Source organism: Paraburkholderia aspalathi, assembly GCF_900116445.1.
GTDB lineage: Bacteria > Pseudomonadota > Gammaproteobacteria > Burkholderiales > Burkholderiaceae > Paraburkholderia > Paraburkholderia aspalathi.
Genome location: NZ_FPBH01000065.1, coordinates 1 through 18280, shown reverse-complemented (window position 1 = coordinate 18280; position 18280 = coordinate 1). Strand labels below are relative to the sequence as shown.

The window sequence follows — 18280 nt, the reverse complement described above, 5'->3', positions numbered from 1 at the left end:
GAGCTTGGCACGGATGACCTTCTGTTCCTGAGTCATGGCGGACTCCTTGCGGTTTGCTGTTTGCATTGTCGCTCCGGGCTACGCCCTTCGCGCCAACGCAAACAGCACGAGAAACCGACCACTGTCAGATTTAGTCTAGTTCAATACATTTTATGAACTGCTCTTCGGCGCGCGCAGCGCCGCCGGAAGTATGACGCCCTTGTCACAAGCCTAAGCAGCGGCACGAGCACAGATTCCAGTCGCACCACTACCCCGGGCAAACCACGGTGCCCGCTTAGCAGAGGCTTCTAGCCGCTTTCTTTTGCCTACTTTTCTTTGCGGCGGCAAAGAAAAGTAGGTGCCCCCCGCACAGGGGGAACGCTAATAGACCACTAACAAAACAAGGAAAGGCCAAAGCCCTAAGAACACGGCCAAACAAGCGCTACGCAAGAGAAACCCCTATACGGCCATCACGGCCCTCTTCCTCTCAGCCCGCTGCATAAAATAATTCCCCAAAACAACCCCAACAGTAACCACAGCAATAAACAAGGTAGCCAACGCATTCATCTCAGGATTCAATCCAAGCCGAACACGAGAAAAAACAACCAGTGGCAACGTCGTCGACCCAGGCCCCGACAAAAACGCCGACAAAACCAGATCGTCGATAGACAATGTAAACGACAACAACCACCCAGAAATAAGCGCCTGCGAAATCAACGGCAACGTAATGAAGAAAAACACCTTCAGCGGCGTCGCCCCTAGATCCAGCGCAGCTTCCTCAAGCGAAGGATTCAACTCCTTCACCCGCGATTGCACGATGATGGCCACGTACGAAATACACAACATCACGTGCCCGATCCAGATCGTGAAAATACCGCGCCCAGCGGGCCACCCCAACCACTTGGCCATTTCGATGAACAGCAGCAGCAGCGAAATCCCCTGAATCACCTCGGGAATCACCAGCGGCGCATTGATCATCCCGGTGTAAAGGGTAAAGCCCCGAAACCGCCCCATGCGGGCCAACACAAACCCGGCCCACGTGCCGATAATCACCGAAGCAAACGCCGTCAGCAACGCCACCCGCAACGACAACCACGCCGCCGCGATCAACTCGTCGTCCTGCAACAACGCCGCATACCAACGCGTCGAAAACCGCGTCCACACCGTGACCAGTTGCGATTCGTTGAACGAATACACAACCAGACTCACGATCGGAACGTAGAGGAAGAGAAAGCCGATCCCCAAAGCAATGAACTGAAAAATCCGGTTCGGCTTCATCAGCGTCTTTCCTCCATCGCCTTCGCCTGCGCGTACTGGAAAAACGCCATCGGCACCAATAACAACAACACCATCGCGCACGTCACGGCAGACGCCATCGGCCAATCGGCATTGTCGAAAAACTCATTCCACATCACGCGGCCAATCATCAACGTGTTCGCGCCGCCCAGCAATTCCGGAATCACGTACTCGCCTACCGCCGGAATGAACACCAGCAAACACCCGGCAATAATGCCGTTCTTCGACAACGGCAAGGTGATCTGCCAGAACGCCCGCCACGGCTTCGCACCGAGGTCGTAGGCAGCTTCCAGCAAGGTCATGTCCATCTTCACCAGATGCGCGTACAACGGCATCACGAGGAACGGCAGGTACGAATACACCATGCCGATATAAACCGCGGTGTTCGTGTGATACAGCTCGATCGGCGTATGGATCAGCCCGGTCGACATCAGGAAGTTGTTCAGCAGGCCGTTGTTCTTCAGGATCCCGATCCATGCATACACGCGAATCAGAAACGACGTCCAGAACGGCAGCATCACCGCCATCATCAGCAGATTGCGGCTCGCCGGATTCGATCGGGCAATGTAATACGCCATCGGATAACCGATCAGCAAACACAGCAACGTGGATATCGCCGCCACCACCACCGAATTCACATAGGTCGCGAAATAAAGGCTGTCGGTCAGCAGAAACGCATAGTGCGACAGGTCCAGCGCGACATGAACCACACCGTCGGTGTACTTGGCGAGTTCGGTATAAGGCGGAATGCCAAGCTGCAAATCGGCAAAGCTGATCTTCACGACCAGCAGGAACGGCACGAGGAAAAACAGCAGCAGCCAGATGAACGGCCCGGCCACCACCGCGGTGCGTGCAGTCAGGTTGAAACGGCGCGCCGGCCACGACGCCAGAGAACTGATCGAGCGTTTCATGACGTCAGCACCACGCCAGCCGATGCGCTCCAGCGCACATACACCTCGTCGCCCCAAGTGGGCGGATCGATCTCGGTCAAGGCAAGGCTCGTCACGTTGGCGATCACCGTTTTGCCGGCGTCGAGTTTCACGTGATACAGCGAATAGCCGCCCATGTAGGCGATGTTCGTGACCACGCCCTTGCCCCAGTTGTACGCACCCTCAGGCGGTTTGCGCGTGAGCGCGATGCGTTCGGGACGCACGGAAATCGTCACCGGCATGCCGAGCGGCCCGGTGATGCCATGGCTCACGTAAAGACGGACCGGCAAGTCGGGCGTTTCGATGAACACGTGATCGGGTTCGTCTTCGACGACGTTGCCGTCGAACAGATTGGTCGAACCGATGAACTCGGCTGAAAAACGGCTATTCGGATATTCGTAAACTTCATGCGGTGTGCCGAGCTGGACGATCTCGCCTTCGCTCATCACGGCAAGACGGTCCGCCATCGTCATCGCCTCTTCCTGGTCGTGCGTCACCATCATGCAGGTCACACCGACCTTGTCGAGAATGTTGACCAGTTCGATCTGCGTGCGCTGACGGATCTGCTTGTCGAGCGCGGACATCGGTTCGTCGAGCAGCAGCAGCTTCGGCCGTTTGACGAGCGAGCGCGCGAGCGCCACACGCTGCTGCTGACCGCCGGAGAGCTGATGCGGCTTGCGCTTCGCAAAACGGCCCATCTGCACGAGATCGAGCGCGGTCTGCACGCGGTCTTTCAGCTCAGACTTCGGCACGCCTTCCTGTTTCAGGCCGAAGGCGACGTTGGCCTCGACCGTCATGTGAGGAAACAGCGCGTATGACTGGAACATCATGTTGACCGGCCGGCGATAAGGCGGCAATTGCGCAAGGTCTTCGCCATCGATCAGGATCTTGCCCGACGTGATCGATTCGAGGCCGGCCAGCATGCGTAACAAAGTGGATTTGCCACAACCGGAACTGCCGAGCAGCGCGAACAGCTCGCCCTTTTTCACCGACAGGTTGACCCCTTTGACCGCTGCGGTCTCGCCGAACTTCTTCACGATGTCGACGATCTGGACGAAATTCTCTGCGGCATCGCCTGCTGCGGCGTTCAGGCCCGGGGACGGCACGGCGGTCCCTGCTATCGCGCCCGACTGGTCACTACTCATCACAATGCTTTACTCCGGCGTTTGACGAACAAAGCCCCCGGTGGACACCGAGGGCTTCTTGATGATACTTACCCGCTCACTCTGACGGCGAATCAGCGGCCGGACTTGAATTCAGTCCACAGCCGCGTTTGCAGACGCTGGATTTCCGGCGGCAGCGGCTTCAGCAGGAACAGCGTCTTGATGACTTCAGGCGAGGGGTACACGGCCGGATCGTTCGCCACGTCCTTGTCCACATACTTGCGCGCTTCGAGGTTGGCGCTCGGATAGTAGACGGCATTGGTGATCGCGGCGTGAACCTGCGGCGTTTCGATGTAGTTGATCCACTCGAGCGCGGCTTCCTTGTTCTTCGCGTCCTTCGGAATCGCCATCACGTCGAACCACACCGGGGCGCCGCCCTTCGGAATGTAGTACTCGATCTTGAAGGCTTTCTTCGCCTCGATCGCGCGATGCTTGGCGATCACGACGTCGCCCGACCAGCCGTACGCGAAGCACACGTCGCCGCCGACCAGGTCATTGATGTAGCCCGACGAGTTGAACTGTGTGATGTACGGACGGATCTTCTTCATCATCTCGAGCGCGGCGCGGTAGTCGGCCGGGTTCGTGCTCATCGGGTCCTTGCCGATGTAGTGCAGCGCAGCGGCGAACATCTGGTCCGGTGCGTCGAGCACGGACACGCCGCAGGTCTTCAGCTTCGAAATGTTTTCCGGCTTGAAGAGGACGTCCCAGCTGTCGAGCGGCACGTTCTTGCCGAGGATCTGCTGCGCCTTGGTGACGTTGTAGCCGAGGCCGGTCGTGCCGTATGCCCAGGGTACCGTGTACTTGTTGCCCGGATCGGCGCCGGCCACGAGGGCCATCAGCGAGGGATCGAGGTACTTCAGGTTCGGCAGCTTCGATTTGTCGAGCGGCGCGAAGATGCCCGCGGCGATTTGCTTGCCGGCGTAGTTGCTGGTCGGCACGACGATGTCGTAACCGGAACTGCCGGTAAGGAGCTTGGCTTGCAGCGTGTCGTCGCTGTCGTAGTTGTCGTATTTGACCTGGACACCGGACTGCTTGGTGAAGTTCGGAATGGTGTCCTTGGCGATGTAATCGGACCAGTTATACACGTTGAGCTGCGTGTCTTTCGCAGCAGCCGTCAACCACGGTGTTGCGCACAGAACCAGTGCCGCCACTTGTCCCACTACCCGTCTTTTCATCCCGTTCTCCGATCCTGGCCGGCCCGATCCGGCTGTCTTCAACCACGCCGCGGCACACCGCACGCGGCTCCCCTGAAAAATCCGAAAACTACCATTAATTATTGCGCGCACCAAAAAAAATGCTGGGCTGTCGCGCAAACGGTACAGCGTAAGCCGCGCCGCTACAAAATGGGCGCAATTTTAGCGGGTTATCGGCGCGTGTCTACCCGAAAAAAACACCGGTGACGGCCTTGGTGTTATCTCGTTGTCAAGTTACGATGGCCGCGCCCCATCGGGTTCGCATCAAGGCGGCAGCAGCCAGAGGTCGTTTCCCGCGAATCTTATGCCTTACAGCTAACCTCGTTGCGAGCGTAAGCCGCCCGTCGCGCCACGGTGCACAATACCGCGGAGAGCCTTGTAGACGGTACGGCGCGAACCACGCGGACGTACCGGGCCTTGGCTCCCTGGCCTCGCTGCGTCGCGTGCCGGGTTCGCTGCGGGCACATCACTTGCGCACGAGTGCGGTCTCAAATCTCCAGGTGTCGATCAACACGAATCCGTCCGCGTTGCGACCGAGCCGCCGTCGGCATCTGCCGGACGTCAGACCGGCTGGCCCGGCTGTCGGCGGCGTTCACCATCCTGCTGAATATGGCGCTGCTATGGCAGTTGGCATTCGGCGGATGAAGTGGTGGGCCGGCTACTCCCCGCATTGTGTTTGCGAATGAAGCCGGTTTGTAAGTATTCTCTTAGAAATTCCTGATGACCTGCGATGCCGCTGTCTTACCGCGGTGCCGCCTCGCCGTCTTGCCGCCTCGCTCACGCTCCCCTGTTCTCTGGACGACAGCCCATGCGCTTTTTCGCTTCGCTTGCCCGCCTCGCCCCCGATACGTCACTTCAAAGTCAGCGCGCCGTCCAGCGCAATTCACGCACCGTCTTGCTGTCCACCCTCCTCGCCATCGTCACCATCGGCGCCTTGTGCGGCGAGGCCCGCGCGACGGTCGCGATGCTGCAGCCGGCGCGCGTCGCCGCTGCCAACGAGCCATTGCAAATCACGCTGCTCTATTCCGCCGACGACGCCCGCGCCCTCACCGTCACCGTCCCGCCGACGATCCGCGTCACCTTGACCGGTGCCGAGGAGTCGCCGCAGCCGCTCGACCTGCAGCGCGAACCTGGCGTGCCCGACACGCTGCATCTGCGGCCAGGTCAATTCCGCAAAGTGCGTTTCTCGGCACCCTGGCCGCAGTCGGCACGCGGCGAAGTGCGTATCGATCCAGTGGGCTTCGACGCGTCGCCGGCGCTCGTCGCGATCAATCGTGGCCCGCAGCAGGACGCCATCGCCCAGGCAGAGCGCGCGGAAAGCGAAGCGAGCACGCCTGCCCAGGCGGCCCAAGCCGCCGAAACGGCCGCGGCCGTGGGCGGCCCGACAGGCGACGCGATGTCGCCGCCCGGCGACTCGCTCTCCACCACCGGACGTGGCGTGCTCGCGCACGTCTCCTACTACGAGCCGATGTACATCGCCTTCGGCCACAATGGCGACACGAACGCCCGGCTGCAACTGAGCTTCAAATACCGCATCCTGATGCCGGATGATCTACGCTCGAAGGCGTTCCTCGACAACCTGTACTTCGCCTACACGCAGACCTCGATCTGGGATCTGTCCGCCGACTCACGGCCGTTCCGCGATACGACCTACTCCCCGCAGTTGTTCTACTACGTGCCGGACACCGGTTGGCACAGCCCGTTTTTCACGCGCATGGGTTTTGCAGCAGGTATCGCGCATGAATCGAACGGCAAGGCGGGTTCCGACTCGCGCAGCATCAACATGCCCTTTATCCGCCCGACATGGGAATTCGGCGATCTGACGGGCAACCATCTGACCGTCTCGCCAAAGATCTATTACTACCTTGGCACGAGCAACAACCCCGATATCGCCGACTATCGCGGCTACGTCGACCTGCTGGTCAAATACGGCAGCCCGGACGGCTGGCAACTTGCGACCACGCTGCGCAAAGGTACCAAGCACTGGTACGGCAGTGTCGATTCGCAATTCACCTATCCTCTCGCCAAGCTGCTCGGCAGCAAGTGGGGCGGGTATATCTGGGTCGGATACTTCAACGGCTACGGCGAGGATCTGCTCGATTACAACAATCGGCAGCACTGGATGGCACGGGTCGGGTACAGCATCGCGCGCTGAGGAAGGTCGGGGGTTGGGCGTTGATGGTTTTGAAGCTGCCGGGTTCAAGCCAGAACACCGCCGGATGCTGCCAATCGTGCAGGGTTCCCGGCCGCTTCGGGGGCGTGGCCGCCGCATCGGTTAACATAGCGGAACTTTGCTTCTCCGCCCCAAGGTTTCCGATGGCTTCGAATCTCCACGATCTTCCCGACAGCCCGTGCATCGGTGTCTGTTCCACGCTTTTCGACGAGGTCTGCAAAGGCTGCGGCCGCACCGCCACCGAAGTGTCCAACTGGGTGTTCCTGAGCGACGAGGAAAAACGCGCGGTGTGGGTACGCATTGAGCAGGACGGCACCGCCATGCGTTTCAAGAACGACAAGCTATAGCATCTTGCAGCACTGTGGCCAACCGCATCGGCCCTCCTGCCGGAAAACCCGTCTCCCGATTGACATAGCAATTGCAATAAAAAACGCCGGGCATTCCGGCGTTTTTTGCGTGACGAACGCGGCTTCTCGAGCGCGGCAATCAGAACCGCATACCGACTCCCAAACCGACCACCACCGGGTCGATATTCAGCCGCCCGAGCGATTGACCGCCGAGCGTTGCATCGGTGTGCATCCAGATCTTCTTGATGTCCGCATTGACGAACAGTGACTTGGTCACCTGCACGTCCACACCTGCCTGCAACGCGGGGCCGAAGCTGTGGTTGGTGATCGAAATCGGCTGACCGCCTGCGTTCAGGCCGTTGTTATAGAACAACGTGTAGTTCAGACCCGCCCCAACGTACGGACGGATGCGCCCCGCGTGGTTGAAGTGATATTGCAGCAGCAGCGTGGGCGGCAACACGTTCACGCCGCCGAGATTGCCGAGACCCGACGTCAACTGATGACGCGACGTGCCGAGAATCAGCTCGACGCCGAGGTAGTCGCGGATCATGTAGGTCAGATCCAGCTCCGGCACGATGGCATTGTTGACGTCTACATTAAGCGCCGACAGCGACTGGCTGGTCCCCACGTTCGGCATGATGCTGATTGCGCGCAGACGCACCAGTACGTCGCCGGCGTGAATGCCGCTCATCGGGTCGTCGCCGGCAGCCTGTGCCGGTAAGGCCAGCGCGCCCGCGCCTAGCAGGCACGTCGCGACAGCAGCGGCCTTGATTCTGTTCCTGAGCAAGTACTTCATGTGCTTCCCCGAGTGTTGTTTGCGTGCGGGGATTGTCGAAGTTCTTGTCAGGTTTCACGTTGACCCGTATCAACCCAGCGAGAACGCCCAACGACCTGCGACAGCGGGTCGCGTCGCACCGGTCAGGAGCAGTTCGATCAGGTCGTGGACGCTGCGGATGGCCGTGCCGAACGGCAAGGCTTCGCGGCCGCGAAAGAACAGGCCGTTAGCCACGTCACCGCGCAATGCCGCGGCGAGTCGCGTGTCGATACAGAAGTGGCCGAACTTTTCGACACCGTCGCGCCAGCCACAAACGCTGAGGCATTCGAGCGCGGTCGGACAGGTGTGTTTGAGCGCGCCGATCTTCTCGCGGATCTTCGTCTCGTGACGCAGATAACGCATCAGCCATGGTGTTTTAACAGCGCGCGCAGGCAACCCCGTCACGCTGACGAATTCGACAATGTCGTCGGGTGTCGCTTCGGCCAGTACGCGTTTGAAGTTCGGATGTGCATCACCTTCTTCAGTAACGGCGAACGGCGTGCCGAGCTGCACGCCGCTGGCACCGGCGCTCAGCAACTCGCGCACAGCTTCGTGACTATTAATGCCGCCCGCGACGATCAAGGGCACGTCTTCCCGACGCAAACCAAGCGACGTGAATACCGCATCGAGTTCCTCAAGCACACGCAAGAATTCGAAGCGTTGGTCATGCATGTCAGAGAGATTGCCCACGCCGAGATGGCCGCCTGCGTGGGCCGGATGTTCGATCACGACGGCGTCCGGCAGACGACCCTTTTTCATCCACTTCTTCAGTACCAGCGCGACGCCGCGACTATCCGACAGAATGGGAATCAGCGCGATGTCGTGGCTTTGGGTCATGTCCGGCAAATCGAGCGGTAAGCCGGCGCCCATGACAATTGTATCGGCGCCGTTTTCGCAAGCGACGCGCACGTACTCCGCTTGCGCGTTGACCGCTTTCATCACGTTGACGGCGATCATGCCGCGGCCTTCGCTGAGCGCTTTGGCGGCGTGGATTTCACGCGCCAGCGCGGTGAGGTTCGCCTGTTCGAGCATAGCCCTGTCGGGAGATTGCCGGCAGCGTTCGATCAGATCGGGATGGTGATGGCGCAGGTCGATGCTGGCGATGGTGCCGAGTGCGCCTTCGCGGGCGACGCTGCCGGCGAGGCGGTGGGCCGAGATGCCGACGCCCATGCCGCCTTGCACGATCGGAAGCAGCGAGCGACCGCGGATAACAAGTGGCGGGAAAGAGTGAGAGGTACGCATTGACGACCCGAAGGGTGGACTATCGAAGCGGTGATCATCGATTGTCGGGCGGGGCGTGCGTTGCTTTGGGTCAATAAGGCTGCTTGCTGGTTTGTTTTTAAGACCGGTTGATTGACGTTGGTCACTTCACGGTGAGATTGATTCGTGCGGACGGAGCAACCAGGGGCCGCGTGCAGAACGCCCACCATGAAAAAAGCCCGCTTCTTTCGAAGCGGGCTTTTTCTTACACTACACCGTAAAGCAGAGAGCGCTTACTGCACGCCCTGACTCAACAGGAAGTCTTCGTAGTTGCCGCCGAAGTCGTTCGGCGTGCCATCGGTACGCACTTCGATGATCCGGTTCGCAAGACCGCTCACGAACTCACGGTCGTGCGAGACGAAACCTATTCCTGATACTTTTCAATCACTTGGAGAGCAGGAATGGCCTCAATCATCCCCCGTGGGACAAAATGGCAGGTAAAAGTTAGGGTCAAGGGTCAACCGATCCAGTCCCGGACGTTCGCAACCAAGTATGAGGCGGAGCAATGGGCCGCTCAGGAGTCCAAGCCCGTAGAAGGACCAACAGTAGGAGACCTTTTCCGTAAGTACGTAGACCAGGTAGCGCCCTCCCGCCGTAACGGTAAGTGGGAACGCTCTGTACTGAGCCGGATGCTCCGCACGGAAAAGAAGCTATGCGCTGTAGCCGCTAACTCCCTCGGTAAGTCGCATCTGGCGGAATGGCGGGACCGCCGTGTAATCGAGGTTGCGACTAGCACCGTAGGTCGCGAACTGGACGCCATAGCATCCGTGTATCGGGTCGCGATTGACGAATGGGACATGGGCCTTACGAGCAATCCTGTCCACGGTTTCCGCCGCCCTAAATTACCGCTACCCCGTGACGTTCGGCTATCAGTGGGTGACGATGGACGGCTCATTGCCGCCGCTATCGAATTCAACCGGGAGATAGCACCCGCGATCATTCTTGCCATAGAAACGGCCATGCGTCAGGGAGAGATAGCCAAGCTCCGTTGGGAGTACATTGACCTTGAGGCCCGTACAGCGCTGCTACCCATGACCAAGAACGGTACGGCCCGCAAGGTTCCGCTATCCACCAGGGCAATCGAGGCTCTTACGTGGTGTCCTCCCCCGCACACCGGACGCGTATTCAAGCTCACACAGTACGCGATGAAATACGCCTTTCGTGAGGTTCGGCAGCAATGCGGACTAGGGAATATCCGTTTTCATGATCTACGCCACGAAGCGGCTAGCCGCCTATTCGAGAAAGGGCTAAACGTTATGGAGGTTGCCGCTATCACAGGACACAAAAACCTCAAGATGCTCCAGCGTTATACCCACCTACGGGCGGAGGATTTGGCTAAGAAATTGGGTTAACGTGATTTTGGGGGCCGCTTGTTCGATAAACGCGCGCCCCTGATAGCCCTGTCTACCGCCTCCTTGAGAGCCTTGACGTTCCTCGCCTGATATTCTTTAAGTTCTGCCTCCCGCCGCCTTTCCAGTTCCTCGGGACTAGGTGCCTCCGGGTCCGGTCCCAGCTTAGTGATGGCGGCCAACGGATGTTCCGGCCAGTTTGCGGCAGACATGATCCTCTCTTGGAAAACGTTCTTTGATCTTGCGGGACGCTGCAAGACACCACTATCGCTTCTTACCTCGGGCCACTCGCCCGGTATGTAAATGTCGTACCAGTCGTCCAGGTCCGCGGAATCCCACACAAACATTGATAGCGCATAATGCGGAGGAGCTATAGGTGTCTCGCACAACTCGCCCGTTTCAGACCGGAACTTGGCCGGTTCAATGAGAAACCCGCCTTTCCCGCCGTCCACCGTGGCATAGACGCCTTGACCGCTATGTAAGGGGCGATGGACGATATAAAGGGCAAAGGCCGAGCCTAGCAACTCGGACATGTGGCTAGCGGATGCTTCGAAATTCATCCTCGCGAATGTATCGAAGAAAGACCTCCCCGGAATCAACTCAAGCGGCATTGACACAGTTACAACGTGTGGCACTAATTTGCCGTCTACCTCTCGCGGAGGATGGTTCGGGCCGCTTAGCTCAAAAAGCATACGCACCGTGTCTTTAAACGTGGGGCCTTTGTCCGTCCTCCATTGATGCTGGCCCACCTCGAAATAACCGATAAACCGCGCAAACGATACGCCTGTGGCCGGAGGGTGATAGCCGTCAGGATTCAACGGCTTGCGCATGTCCGGACCGGCCTTGGCCGCGCGCATTACTTTAAGTCTTAGGTTCTGCGGCATCATAGCCCCTCGATCAAAGGGCAAGTCTAGCTATGTTGAGAGCAAACTCACAACAGTTTCATATGGAGTACATATGAAGCGTCCGCAGTTTTTCAAGGACGTTGACACATAAGTGCATGCCATCACCCAGCCGATATAGACAGGGGCGGCGCGATTCGAGGGCCGCTGGTCAAGCGGCCTCAACGGGCCACAACGCCTCACGCCCCCTATCGGGTGCGGTATACGCGATTGAATACCACGCGGTCCCCGTAGAATTTCTGAATGACGGCTGACAGGCCGCCAAACACTGCTAATCCTGCGATCCAACCGCCAAACGACATTGAATCAGGCAGCATATGCCCGACCTTGTAGCCCACCACCGCAGCCGCCAGAAAGGCAGCGCCAAAGAGCCCGTTTGCGGGACCATATTTCACCTCTGCTTGGCAACCTGTACAGACAGTGGCACCTCGCGGAACTTGGGTGCGGCAATGCGGGCAGATAAGATTGCTCATGTTCCTCTCGGCGTAGTTTGTGATTGATTTTCGACTGACCTCGGTGCCTCGAGATGTCACTCAATCTTCTTATCGGCGCGAACGGTTCAAACTTGAGCTATATCCAGCTGGAAACATGCGCCCCGCCCCGGCTCCACAACTAATGCACGCCGCATGTTCGCATACGCGTCCGAGCTTGCGTAACGCCACTTTTTACCTGACGATAGAGGTAGGTGACCAAACAACGCACTGTCCCTCATGGTGCTCAAACAGCATAAAAAGGCAGATCTAGGCTATGTCGATAATGCTTCCAAAAAATGCATTAGAGCGCGTTCAAATCGGGCAAGCGTTTGCAGAGTACGACATCATTCGTGACGATCCTCAGTTATTCGTCTCAACGCCCTCAACTATTTCCGCACTTGATCCGGATGGACAAAGTTGCTTCTTTATTGGCCGTAGAGGAGCGGGGAAAACCGCAATCGTTTATGAAATACAACGACAAATTAAGCGGACCATTTCCATAACCCCCCAGATTTTTGACCTGTTAAAGCTTCCGCTAAAACATGAGGAATTTCATGATACGCGGCAGCGACCATTCAAGTCACTGATGCATACAATGGAACGTGCGCTATTGGATGAAATTGTACGCACATGGGTGGAAGATCGAATTTTTGAATTCAAAGGCGCACCAACCACTATAACAAAAGAACGCAACCTTATTGAAGAACTGGACTTTGACCAGCGAATCATTAGCCTGACGGATGAAATATTCGATGCTTACAGCAAAAGTCAAGATAAGTTATGGCTTAGGCAAATCAACAGAAGCAAAGAACTAACAAACGAAGTCAACCGCCTATCGACCAATGGCGCATTCAAATACGTAATATTGATAGATCGTCTTGACGAGTCATGGGACGGCTCCCCGTCGGCAATGATATGTCTCATGGCTCTTATGCATGCAGCGGTCAGACTGACCGCTTCAACCGAATCTGTGCGACCGTATATTTTTATACGAGAAAATATCTATGATCGTATCAGAGCGATGGACAACGAATTTGCAAGACTTGAAACCTCTGTCGTTTTTCTTGACTGGAGCGAAAAGAAGTTACAAGAGCTAGTGGAACGCCGACTAGTGCGTCCGTTTGTTGCTAAGCCCAAGCTCGGTGGTGAGGCTTGGGATCAATTTTTTGAACAGATTGACGGCAAACCGAGCGTAGGTCGCGTAATGGATTTATGCCAGCACAGGCCGCGCGACGTACTGATGTTGACCAGCTACGCAATCAATGCGGCCATTGCCAATGGCAATCAGAAGGTCAGCGATACAGACCTTGATGACGCCTCGACGCGGTATAGCACCAGCAGACTTAAAGACCTTGGCGACGAGTTTTCCGAGAATTATCCCAATATTAGCGTAATCATTGAGCATTTCTACGGGCTAGGAAACGAATTTACACTTGTCGCAATAGAGGACTTCATTGGAAAACTTTTGGTTAACGACAAAGTACGTAAATATTGCGGGGATTGGTTTTATGACTATACGGCTCCATTTAGATTTATCGAATTATTGCACGGAATTGGCTTCTTAGGCCTAAGCAGGCGCGGCCGCATAACGTATAAAGATTCCGGCAAGGATTCGAACGCAAAGTTGCCTATAGACGCAACTGTTCAATTCGTAATTCATCCTACCTACCAGCCCGCACTTAACCTACGTCCGATTTTAGTGCAACGCTTAGGTGACGAGACCAATCTGCGAAATGAGGGCCTCTTGGAGGACCTGCCCGAAAACTATCGCTTTGACGAATACAAAGCCGCCCTGACGACTACGCTCTCTCGTTTAAAGGCATTATCCACGGGACACGCGACCGCTGTGGAATTTGAAGATATTGTAGGCGAAGTAATAAAGCTCTGCTTCTTCCGCAGCCTTACCAACGTCCAGGCAAAATCTCGGACCCACGACGGCAGCGCTATACGAGATTGGGTAGCATCGAACCGGGCCGCGAACGGATTCTGGGAAGTTATCCGCACCAAATATGGCGCAACCCAGGTCGTATGGGAGTGCAAAAACTATGAAGACCTCCAGGCAGACGACTTTCATCAAGTTGCCTACTATTTTAGTCAGACATTCGGGAAATTTGGGATAATTGCCTTTAGAGGTAACGAAATAAAAGACTCATATCATCGGCATATTGCCAATGTAGCAAACAAGAATCAAACGGGTCAAATAATCCTGATCACACAAAAGGACTTGGAAGTATTTCTACGCCAAGCAATCAATGGCGTGTTCAAGGAAACCCACATTCAAGACCGTTACGATTACTTTGTCCGCCAAATTGCGTGACAGTCGATAAGCCGCATTATCCAGACCACTATTTTATTGAGAGTCAAACGTGGCAATGATCGTAGACAACCCAGCGGCACGCTTACTGGCAATTTTAAAAGCTGGCAAGACAAAAGATGTTAGATTGCCGAGCCGCCAAGTTTGGTATGAATTGCTTCAGGTTGAACCCGGAAACCACGCGTTGTTGGCCGAAAGACTGGCGAAGCTTATGGCATTGCCCGCGATAATCGCTACCGAGATGCAGGAGCATCACGCCGACGAGAATCAGACAGTCTCTTACTGGCGAGGTCGGGTCGACTCCGCGTTTGTAAATATTAATATTAACGCGCCGTGGGCCGAGTTCATCAATCAAATTGATGACCATTCGTTAAACTATCTAAGTGTAACCGCGAAACTCCTTCAGCACGCCACTAAGCTAAAGCCGTTCGGTCAGGCTCACCTTGGTGAACTTCGAGGAACACTGAACGAATTGTTAAAAGAAGTTATTGAAGCAGAAATAGACGCGGAAGTTAAGTTGTCTATTACTCGCTATCTAGGCCGCCTTATTAACAGTATTGACGAATACTTCATAACGGGAGTATTACCCATCTTGGACGCCGCCAATGCCACGTTTGGAAATGTGGTCGTGGACCCTAAGTATAAGGAATTTCTGACGAACGAACCCTTGGGTAAGAAGTTGGTGTCTGCTGTCTCTACTGTCGCCAACGCCGTAACTGTCGTGACTGGGCTTCCTCAGCTAGGTCAAATGTTGGGCTTACTCATATCGAATGCAATGTAGAATGCAGGAGACCTATCCGCCATAGCGAAACGTGGGATAGGCTGCCGAAGCGGGATTTCCGGTTATCCCGACGCAACAAAACCGGTACACACCCAATTAATAGAATGAGAAATAGGAAACAAATATGCAACCGAAGTCCAACACCCTTTTCCATTTCACAAAAAGCCAAGAGACGCTGAAACTCATTCTATTAAATGGTTTCTGGCCGAGATATTGCCTAGAACATATCTCATGGTTAGGTTTGGACGATCATGACTATATCGCATTTCCGATGACCTGCTTTTGCGACATACCGTTGTCGCGCATTTCCGAACACGTTGGCTTCTATGGCCAATTTGGAATTGGAGTAACACGTCAGTGGGCGGAAATGAATAATTTAAACCCCGTGATTTATGTTGCAGGTGAAAATGGAATAACAGCGTCTTTCCGGGACTTGATGCTACAAGGGGAGCAGCACAGCAGCGAAGATCTACAAAAAGAGGCCAAGATTAGCCTTCGTTACATATTCGCACACGCCAAGCCAACTGTGGGCAACATGGTTATTGACGGAGAGCCGATAGAAAAACATTTTTATCAGGAATCGGAATGGCGACACGTTCCTAAAAGCTCGAATATAAATGAGTACCTCATTAAATCCAACTTCGAAGATAAAAATAAGCTCTTCAAAGCAAACAATAAAACCAAGGAAAATTGCATGCTCGAATTCGGCCCACGCGATATTCGATACATATTCGTAAAATCAGACTCTGACATACCGGAAATTATTAACTTTATTCAAAAAGATCTTGACCGGCATCCTCTTAACGATTTAAAAATATTAATGTCTCGCGTCGTTTCATTAGAAAGCATGAGCGACGACCTGTGAAACCGCAGATCACGATGGCAAGTCAACATAATAGTTCGACCTAGAAAGCTAAATTTTCAACCACCCTCCAGGCCCGACAAAAGTACCACGCATAATAATCATCGTTGCGCCTACCATTCCCTGATAGTCTTGTGAGACCCGCTAATTGCCCCAATAGCCTAGGTTACTGCCCAACGCGAAGAACCGCATTATGCCCTACCTTCGCCCTAGGCTTCAGCACCTCAAACACGCGGGCGGATTCTTCAATAATTTCCTGTTTTGTAGGATTACCAAGAACTTGTAAATCGCTTGCAAGCGTCTGGCTGTTGACCATAATTCTACGTTTCTCTAGGACCGCTGCCAGACGCCTCCGCTTTCGTGACTTATCTGTACTGCGCATTTCTGGATATTTGTTCGATATCCAGAAATCAATCACAGTATCAAGGTCAACTATAAGACCACCTCGACGGTTACGCATCTTAAGGACGTAGGTTACAAACTCGCGCTCACTAGGCGTACATTGCTGGACTCGACAAATTGTATCTAGCATGCGCTCTGATACGGACTTAGCCATAGGAATACGAATACCGGACTCACGGGCCACCTTCTTGGTAATGAGTTCTCCAGTCGTTGTATCCAGCCACATATCCGGCTCAACCGTGGTGACGGCAGACCGACTAAAGCCCTTCTCATGGAACCAACCAGCAATCTTTAGCTTAGATTTTGGTACAACCCTATATTGACCCGCTACCGGAATGTATTTTGGGGCATCAATATGAATGATCTTGTTGACACTAGCCGCTAACCGGCCAAGGAACTGATATGGATGCTCAATAGTTTTAGCACCTGACCCGTACAGAGCTTGATGCCTATTTATTTCCTCACTGCTAATTTTTCTAGTATTGAACAGATTCGGGTACTTCAATCTATCTGGATCAATTGCTCGGTCTGCTGCCTCCGCAATTACGCTGTTTAAATTGTATGTCATGTTATCCTGTGTACTCTCCCAGAGGAACGCTCTCTATATATTAGACAGAATGGCTGAAACCCCCGCCCGGCAAGGGATTCAGCTTTTCGAATGTGCTGTAATACAGCAGATTTGACAGATTGGGGCGCGCTACCAGCTACCATCCAACGGCATACCATCCGGTCCGAAAGCACGTTTAACCTTAAAGCCTCGGTCTCTATTGGTCTTATCCACATGGCACGGGTTACACAGATATTGCAGGTTGGCATCATCGTTAGACCCGCCCTGCTCCAGCGGCTTAACGTGGTCCACGACACCCCGCAAATCTGCGCGCTTGCACATACGACAAGTCCATTGATCCCGCTCACGAATGCGGTCCCGTATCTTTCCCCAAGCGTGGCCGCTAAGGTCATCAATACGTGGCGCATTTGTAGCCGCCAATCTGGCCCGCTGCTTTGTTGTAAGAGGCTTGGTCCGTGGAGTGGTACAGAATGGGCAACGCCACTCCATACTCTCAGGTTTCCATTGTGGATGCGTGGCACATTCACTCATATGCATTCCTAACTATAGCCCCGTGGAGATGTTGTTAATCCTGTCCCACCCTCAGGTATTAGGCGACCTCGACCGACCGCACAGCGGCCCTCTCAGTGGGTAGCCATAGCGATTCAGATAGCCTTCAACAGCCGGGGGGGGGTATGTAAAATTGCAGAGGTCATCGACTCAGCGCCGACAGGTTCCCTTCGTTTTAACGCCAAGCTAGATAATTAAACTTTTCCGAGCGCAAAACAGGCCGGAAAGCCTTGATAGATAAGGAACGGGCCTTGAAATCTATAGTGCAAAAACGTGCACCGATTTGCACTCGGTCGAGGGACCATTGGGGACCAAGAGCTAAGCCTTGATACGCTCCGCTATTCCGTCCAACAGGTGCGCTTGGTCTGCTAGGTCTGTCTCGAATGCTTCCCGGCTGTTGTCCGGCATATCCTGCGCTAAGATTCCATGTACGGTTAGGAATGCGGCGGGGCCCGGAATCAGAATGCGGCCTGTGGCGTAATCTGCCCCGTGCAGCGCTAGCAGTTTGTCCGCCTCCGTACTGCGCTTAACCTTGACGCCTGCGGCCTCGCTACGCTTAACCGATAGTCGATCAATACATAGATCGTTACGCAGTCTGCGGACCATCGTATTAACGCTATCCACGGCTACCCATTCGGGGCTACGCTTAGCCGTCCCCGCTGCGGACATTACGGTTAGCGGCGCATTTCTAGCCTCTCGTTGCGCCTTCCGTAGCATCGCCTCCGCGTTGATAAGCTCGCCAATCCGGGGGTCGTCCCGGCGTAGAGCCGGGTTCAACAGCAAAATTTCATGGGTTCGATCCGACTTGCTTTTACGTGCCATAGTTACTTCGTAAGCGCCTAGCCATCCCATCTTGAGTTGCATGGAAGGTCTTGGGAGCATCGTATCCACTTAAATAGGTGGACACGTGAACACTATCGAAGAAG

The 18280-nt window shown here is 55.2% G+C and carries 17 protein-coding genes; 6 read left to right on the top strand and 11 right to left on the bottom strand.

Features of this window, described 5'->3' with window-relative positions; all coding sequences use genetic code 11:
- Positions 1–438 precede the first annotated feature (438 nt).
- From BM438_RS43760 to BM438_RS43745, 4 genes are all read right to left on the bottom strand, one after another.
- Positions 439–1257, bottom strand: a complete 819-nt coding sequence (locus BM438_RS43760; protein WP_093647682.1) for an ABC transporter permease subunit — start codon at positions 1255–1257, stop codon at positions 439–441.
- A complete protein-coding gene (locus BM438_RS43755) occupies positions 1257–2186 on the bottom strand; it encodes an ABC transporter permease subunit (protein ID WP_093647680.1) in 930 nt (309 codons plus the stop codon). Before BM438_RS43755 ends, BM438_RS43760 begins: the two co-directional genes overlap by 1 nt.
- On the bottom strand, positions 2183–3349 hold the full coding sequence (locus BM438_RS43750) for an ABC transporter ATP-binding protein (protein WP_167378562.1): 1167 nt from the start codon (positions 3347–3349) through the stop codon (positions 2183–2185). The genes BM438_RS43755 and BM438_RS43750 overlap by 4 nt, the downstream gene beginning before the upstream one ends.
- A 92-nt stretch (positions 3350–3441) precedes the next feature.
- Complete coding sequence (locus tag BM438_RS43745) at positions 3442–4542, bottom strand: polyamine ABC transporter substrate-binding protein (protein WP_093647677.1); 1101 nt, start codon at positions 4540–4542, stop codon at positions 3442–3444.
- Between the two features lie 826 nt (positions 4543–5368).
- Here BM438_RS43745 and BM438_RS43740 point away from each other — a divergent pair.
- Positions 5369–6715, top strand: coding sequence for a phospholipase A (locus BM438_RS43740; protein WP_093647675.1), 1347 nt, complete (start codon positions 5369–5371; stop codon positions 6713–6715).
- Positions 6716–6876: 161 nt separating this feature from the next.
- Positions 6877–7080: a DUF1289 domain-containing protein gene (locus BM438_RS43735; RefSeq protein ID WP_028199276.1), complete on the top strand. Its 204-nt coding sequence runs from the start codon at positions 6877–6879 to the stop codon at positions 7078–7080.
- A 139-nt stretch (positions 7081–7219) separates the two neighbouring features.
- Here BM438_RS43735 and BM438_RS43730 read toward each other — a convergent pair whose 3' ends face one another.
- The 3 genes from BM438_RS43730 to BM438_RS47180 all read right to left on the bottom strand — a co-directional run bounded on the left by BM438_RS43730 (position 7220) and on the right by BM438_RS47180 (position 9492).
- Positions 7220–7876 (bottom strand): OmpW/AlkL family protein, encoded by a 657-nt coding sequence (locus BM438_RS43730; RefSeq protein WP_093647672.1) that lies wholly within the window; start codon positions 7874–7876, stop codon positions 7220–7222.
- A 69-nt stretch (positions 7877–7945) separates the two neighbouring features.
- Positions 7946–9136, bottom strand: coding sequence for an NAD(P)H-dependent flavin oxidoreductase (locus BM438_RS43725; RefSeq protein WP_093647670.1), 1191 nt, complete (start codon positions 9134–9136; stop codon positions 7946–7948).
- 251 nt (positions 9137–9387) lie between these two features.
- Complete coding sequence (locus BM438_RS47180; RefSeq protein ID WP_093647668.1) at positions 9388–9492, bottom strand: ABC transporter ATPase; 105 nt, start codon at positions 9490–9492, stop codon at positions 9388–9390.
- Between the two features lie 63 nt (positions 9493–9555).
- On the opposite strand from BM438_RS47180, the gene BM438_RS43715 reads away from it, so the two are divergent.
- Complete coding sequence (locus BM438_RS43715; RefSeq protein ID WP_093647666.1) at positions 9556–10506, top strand: site-specific integrase; 951 nt, start codon at positions 9556–9558, stop codon at positions 10504–10506.
- On the opposite strand, the gene BM438_RS43710 is transcribed toward BM438_RS43715, so the two are convergent.
- Together BM438_RS43710 and BM438_RS43705 are read right to left on the bottom strand one after the other, a co-directional pair.
- Positions 10503–11390 carry a hypothetical protein gene (locus BM438_RS43710; protein WP_093647664.1) on the bottom strand — a complete coding sequence of 296 codons (888 nt, stop codon included), beginning with the start codon at positions 11388–11390 and terminating at the stop codon, positions 10503–10505. The two genes, BM438_RS43715 and BM438_RS43710, sit on opposite strands and share 4 nt — an antisense overlap.
- Positions 11391–11593: 203 nt before the next feature.
- On the bottom strand, positions 11594–11878 hold the full coding sequence (locus tag BM438_RS43705) for a hypothetical protein (protein WP_143131875.1): 285 nt from the start codon (positions 11876–11878) through the stop codon (positions 11594–11596).
- A gap of 283 nt (positions 11879–12161) precedes the next feature.
- Between BM438_RS43705 and BM438_RS43700 the strand changes: the two genes are divergently transcribed.
- From BM438_RS43700 to BM438_RS43690, 3 genes are all read left to right on the top strand, one after another.
- Complete coding sequence (locus BM438_RS43700; RefSeq protein WP_208620840.1) at positions 12162–14195, top strand: P-loop ATPase, Sll1717 family; 2034 nt, start codon at positions 12162–12164, stop codon at positions 14193–14195.
- Positions 14196–14244: 49 nt separating this feature from the next.
- Positions 14245–14973, top strand: coding sequence for a hypothetical protein (locus tag BM438_RS43695; protein ID WP_143131874.1), 729 nt, complete (start codon positions 14245–14247; stop codon positions 14971–14973).
- A gap of 124 nt (positions 14974–15097) precedes the next feature.
- On the top strand, positions 15098–15838 hold the full coding sequence (locus BM438_RS43690; protein ID WP_093647656.1) for an abortive infection system antitoxin AbiGi family protein: 741 nt from the start codon (positions 15098–15100) through the stop codon (positions 15836–15838).
- A gap of 163 nt (positions 15839–16001) precedes the next feature.
- Here the strand turns inward: BM438_RS43690 and BM438_RS43685 are convergent, their stop codons facing one another.
- Together BM438_RS43685 and BM438_RS46615 are read right to left on the bottom strand one after the other, a co-directional pair.
- The gene (locus tag BM438_RS43685) at positions 16002–16805 is read right to left on the bottom strand and encodes a hypothetical protein (protein WP_093647654.1); all 804 of its coding nucleotides are present in this window, start codon (positions 16803–16805) and stop codon (positions 16002–16004) included.
- A gap of 129 nt (positions 16806–16934) precedes the next feature.
- Positions 16935–17126, bottom strand: coding sequence for an HNH endonuclease (locus BM438_RS46615; protein WP_244179612.1), 192 nt, complete (start codon positions 17124–17126; stop codon positions 16935–16937).
- Positions 17127–18280 lie beyond the last annotated feature (1154 nt).

What these genes read in the sequence shown, in the direction of transcription:
- BM438_RS43740 (WP_093647675.1), top strand. Translation starts at nt 5,369, where the DNA reads ATGCGCTTTTTCGCTTCGCTTGCCCGCCTCGCCCCCGATACGTCACTT.
- BM438_RS46615 (WP_244179612.1), bottom strand. Translation starts at nt 17,126, where the DNA reads ATGTGCAAGCGCGCAGATTTGCGGGGTGTCGTGGACCACGTTAAGCCG.
- BM438_RS43715 (WP_093647666.1), top strand. Translation starts at nt 9,556, where the DNA reads ATGGCCTCAATCATCCCCCGTGGGACAAAATGGCAGGTAAAAGTTAGG.
- BM438_RS43730 (WP_093647672.1), bottom strand. Translation starts at nt 7,876, where the DNA reads ATGAAGTACTTGCTCAGGAACAGAATCAAGGCCGCTGCTGTCGCGACG.
- BM438_RS43690 (WP_093647656.1), top strand. Translation starts at nt 15,098, where the DNA reads ATGCAACCGAAGTCCAACACCCTTTTCCATTTCACAAAAAGCCAAGAG.
- BM438_RS43700 (WP_208620840.1), top strand. Translation starts at nt 12,162, where the DNA reads ATGCTTCCAAAAAATGCATTAGAGCGCGTTCAAATCGGGCAAGCGTTT.
- BM438_RS43750 (WP_167378562.1), bottom strand. Translation starts at nt 3,349, where the DNA reads ATGAGTAGTGACCAGTCGGGCGCGATAGCAGGGACCGCCGTGCCGTCC.
- BM438_RS43710 (WP_093647664.1), bottom strand. Translation starts at nt 11,390, where the DNA reads ATGATGCCGCAGAACCTAAGACTTAAAGTAATGCGCGCGGCCAAGGCC.
- BM438_RS43760 (WP_093647682.1), bottom strand. Translation starts at nt 1,257, where the DNA reads ATGAAGCCGAACCGGATTTTTCAGTTCATTGCTTTGGGGATCGGCTTT.
- BM438_RS43705 (WP_143131875.1), bottom strand. Translation starts at nt 11,878, where the DNA reads ATGAGCAATCTTATCTGCCCGCATTGCCGCACCCAAGTTCCGCGAGGT.
- BM438_RS43755 (WP_093647680.1), bottom strand. Translation starts at nt 2,186, where the DNA reads ATGAAACGCTCGATCAGTTCTCTGGCGTCGTGGCCGGCGCGCCGTTTC.
- BM438_RS43735 (WP_028199276.1), top strand. Translation starts at nt 6,877, where the DNA reads ATGGCTTCGAATCTCCACGATCTTCCCGACAGCCCGTGCATCGGTGTC.
- BM438_RS43725 (WP_093647670.1), bottom strand. Translation starts at nt 9,136, where the DNA reads ATGCGTACCTCTCACTCTTTCCCGCCACTTGTTATCCGCGGTCGCTCG.
- BM438_RS43685 (WP_093647654.1), bottom strand. Translation starts at nt 16,805, where the DNA reads ATGACATACAATTTAAACAGCGTAATTGCGGAGGCAGCAGACCGAGCA.
- BM438_RS43745 (WP_093647677.1), bottom strand. Translation starts at nt 4,542, where the DNA reads ATGAAAAGACGGGTAGTGGGACAAGTGGCGGCACTGGTTCTGTGCGCA.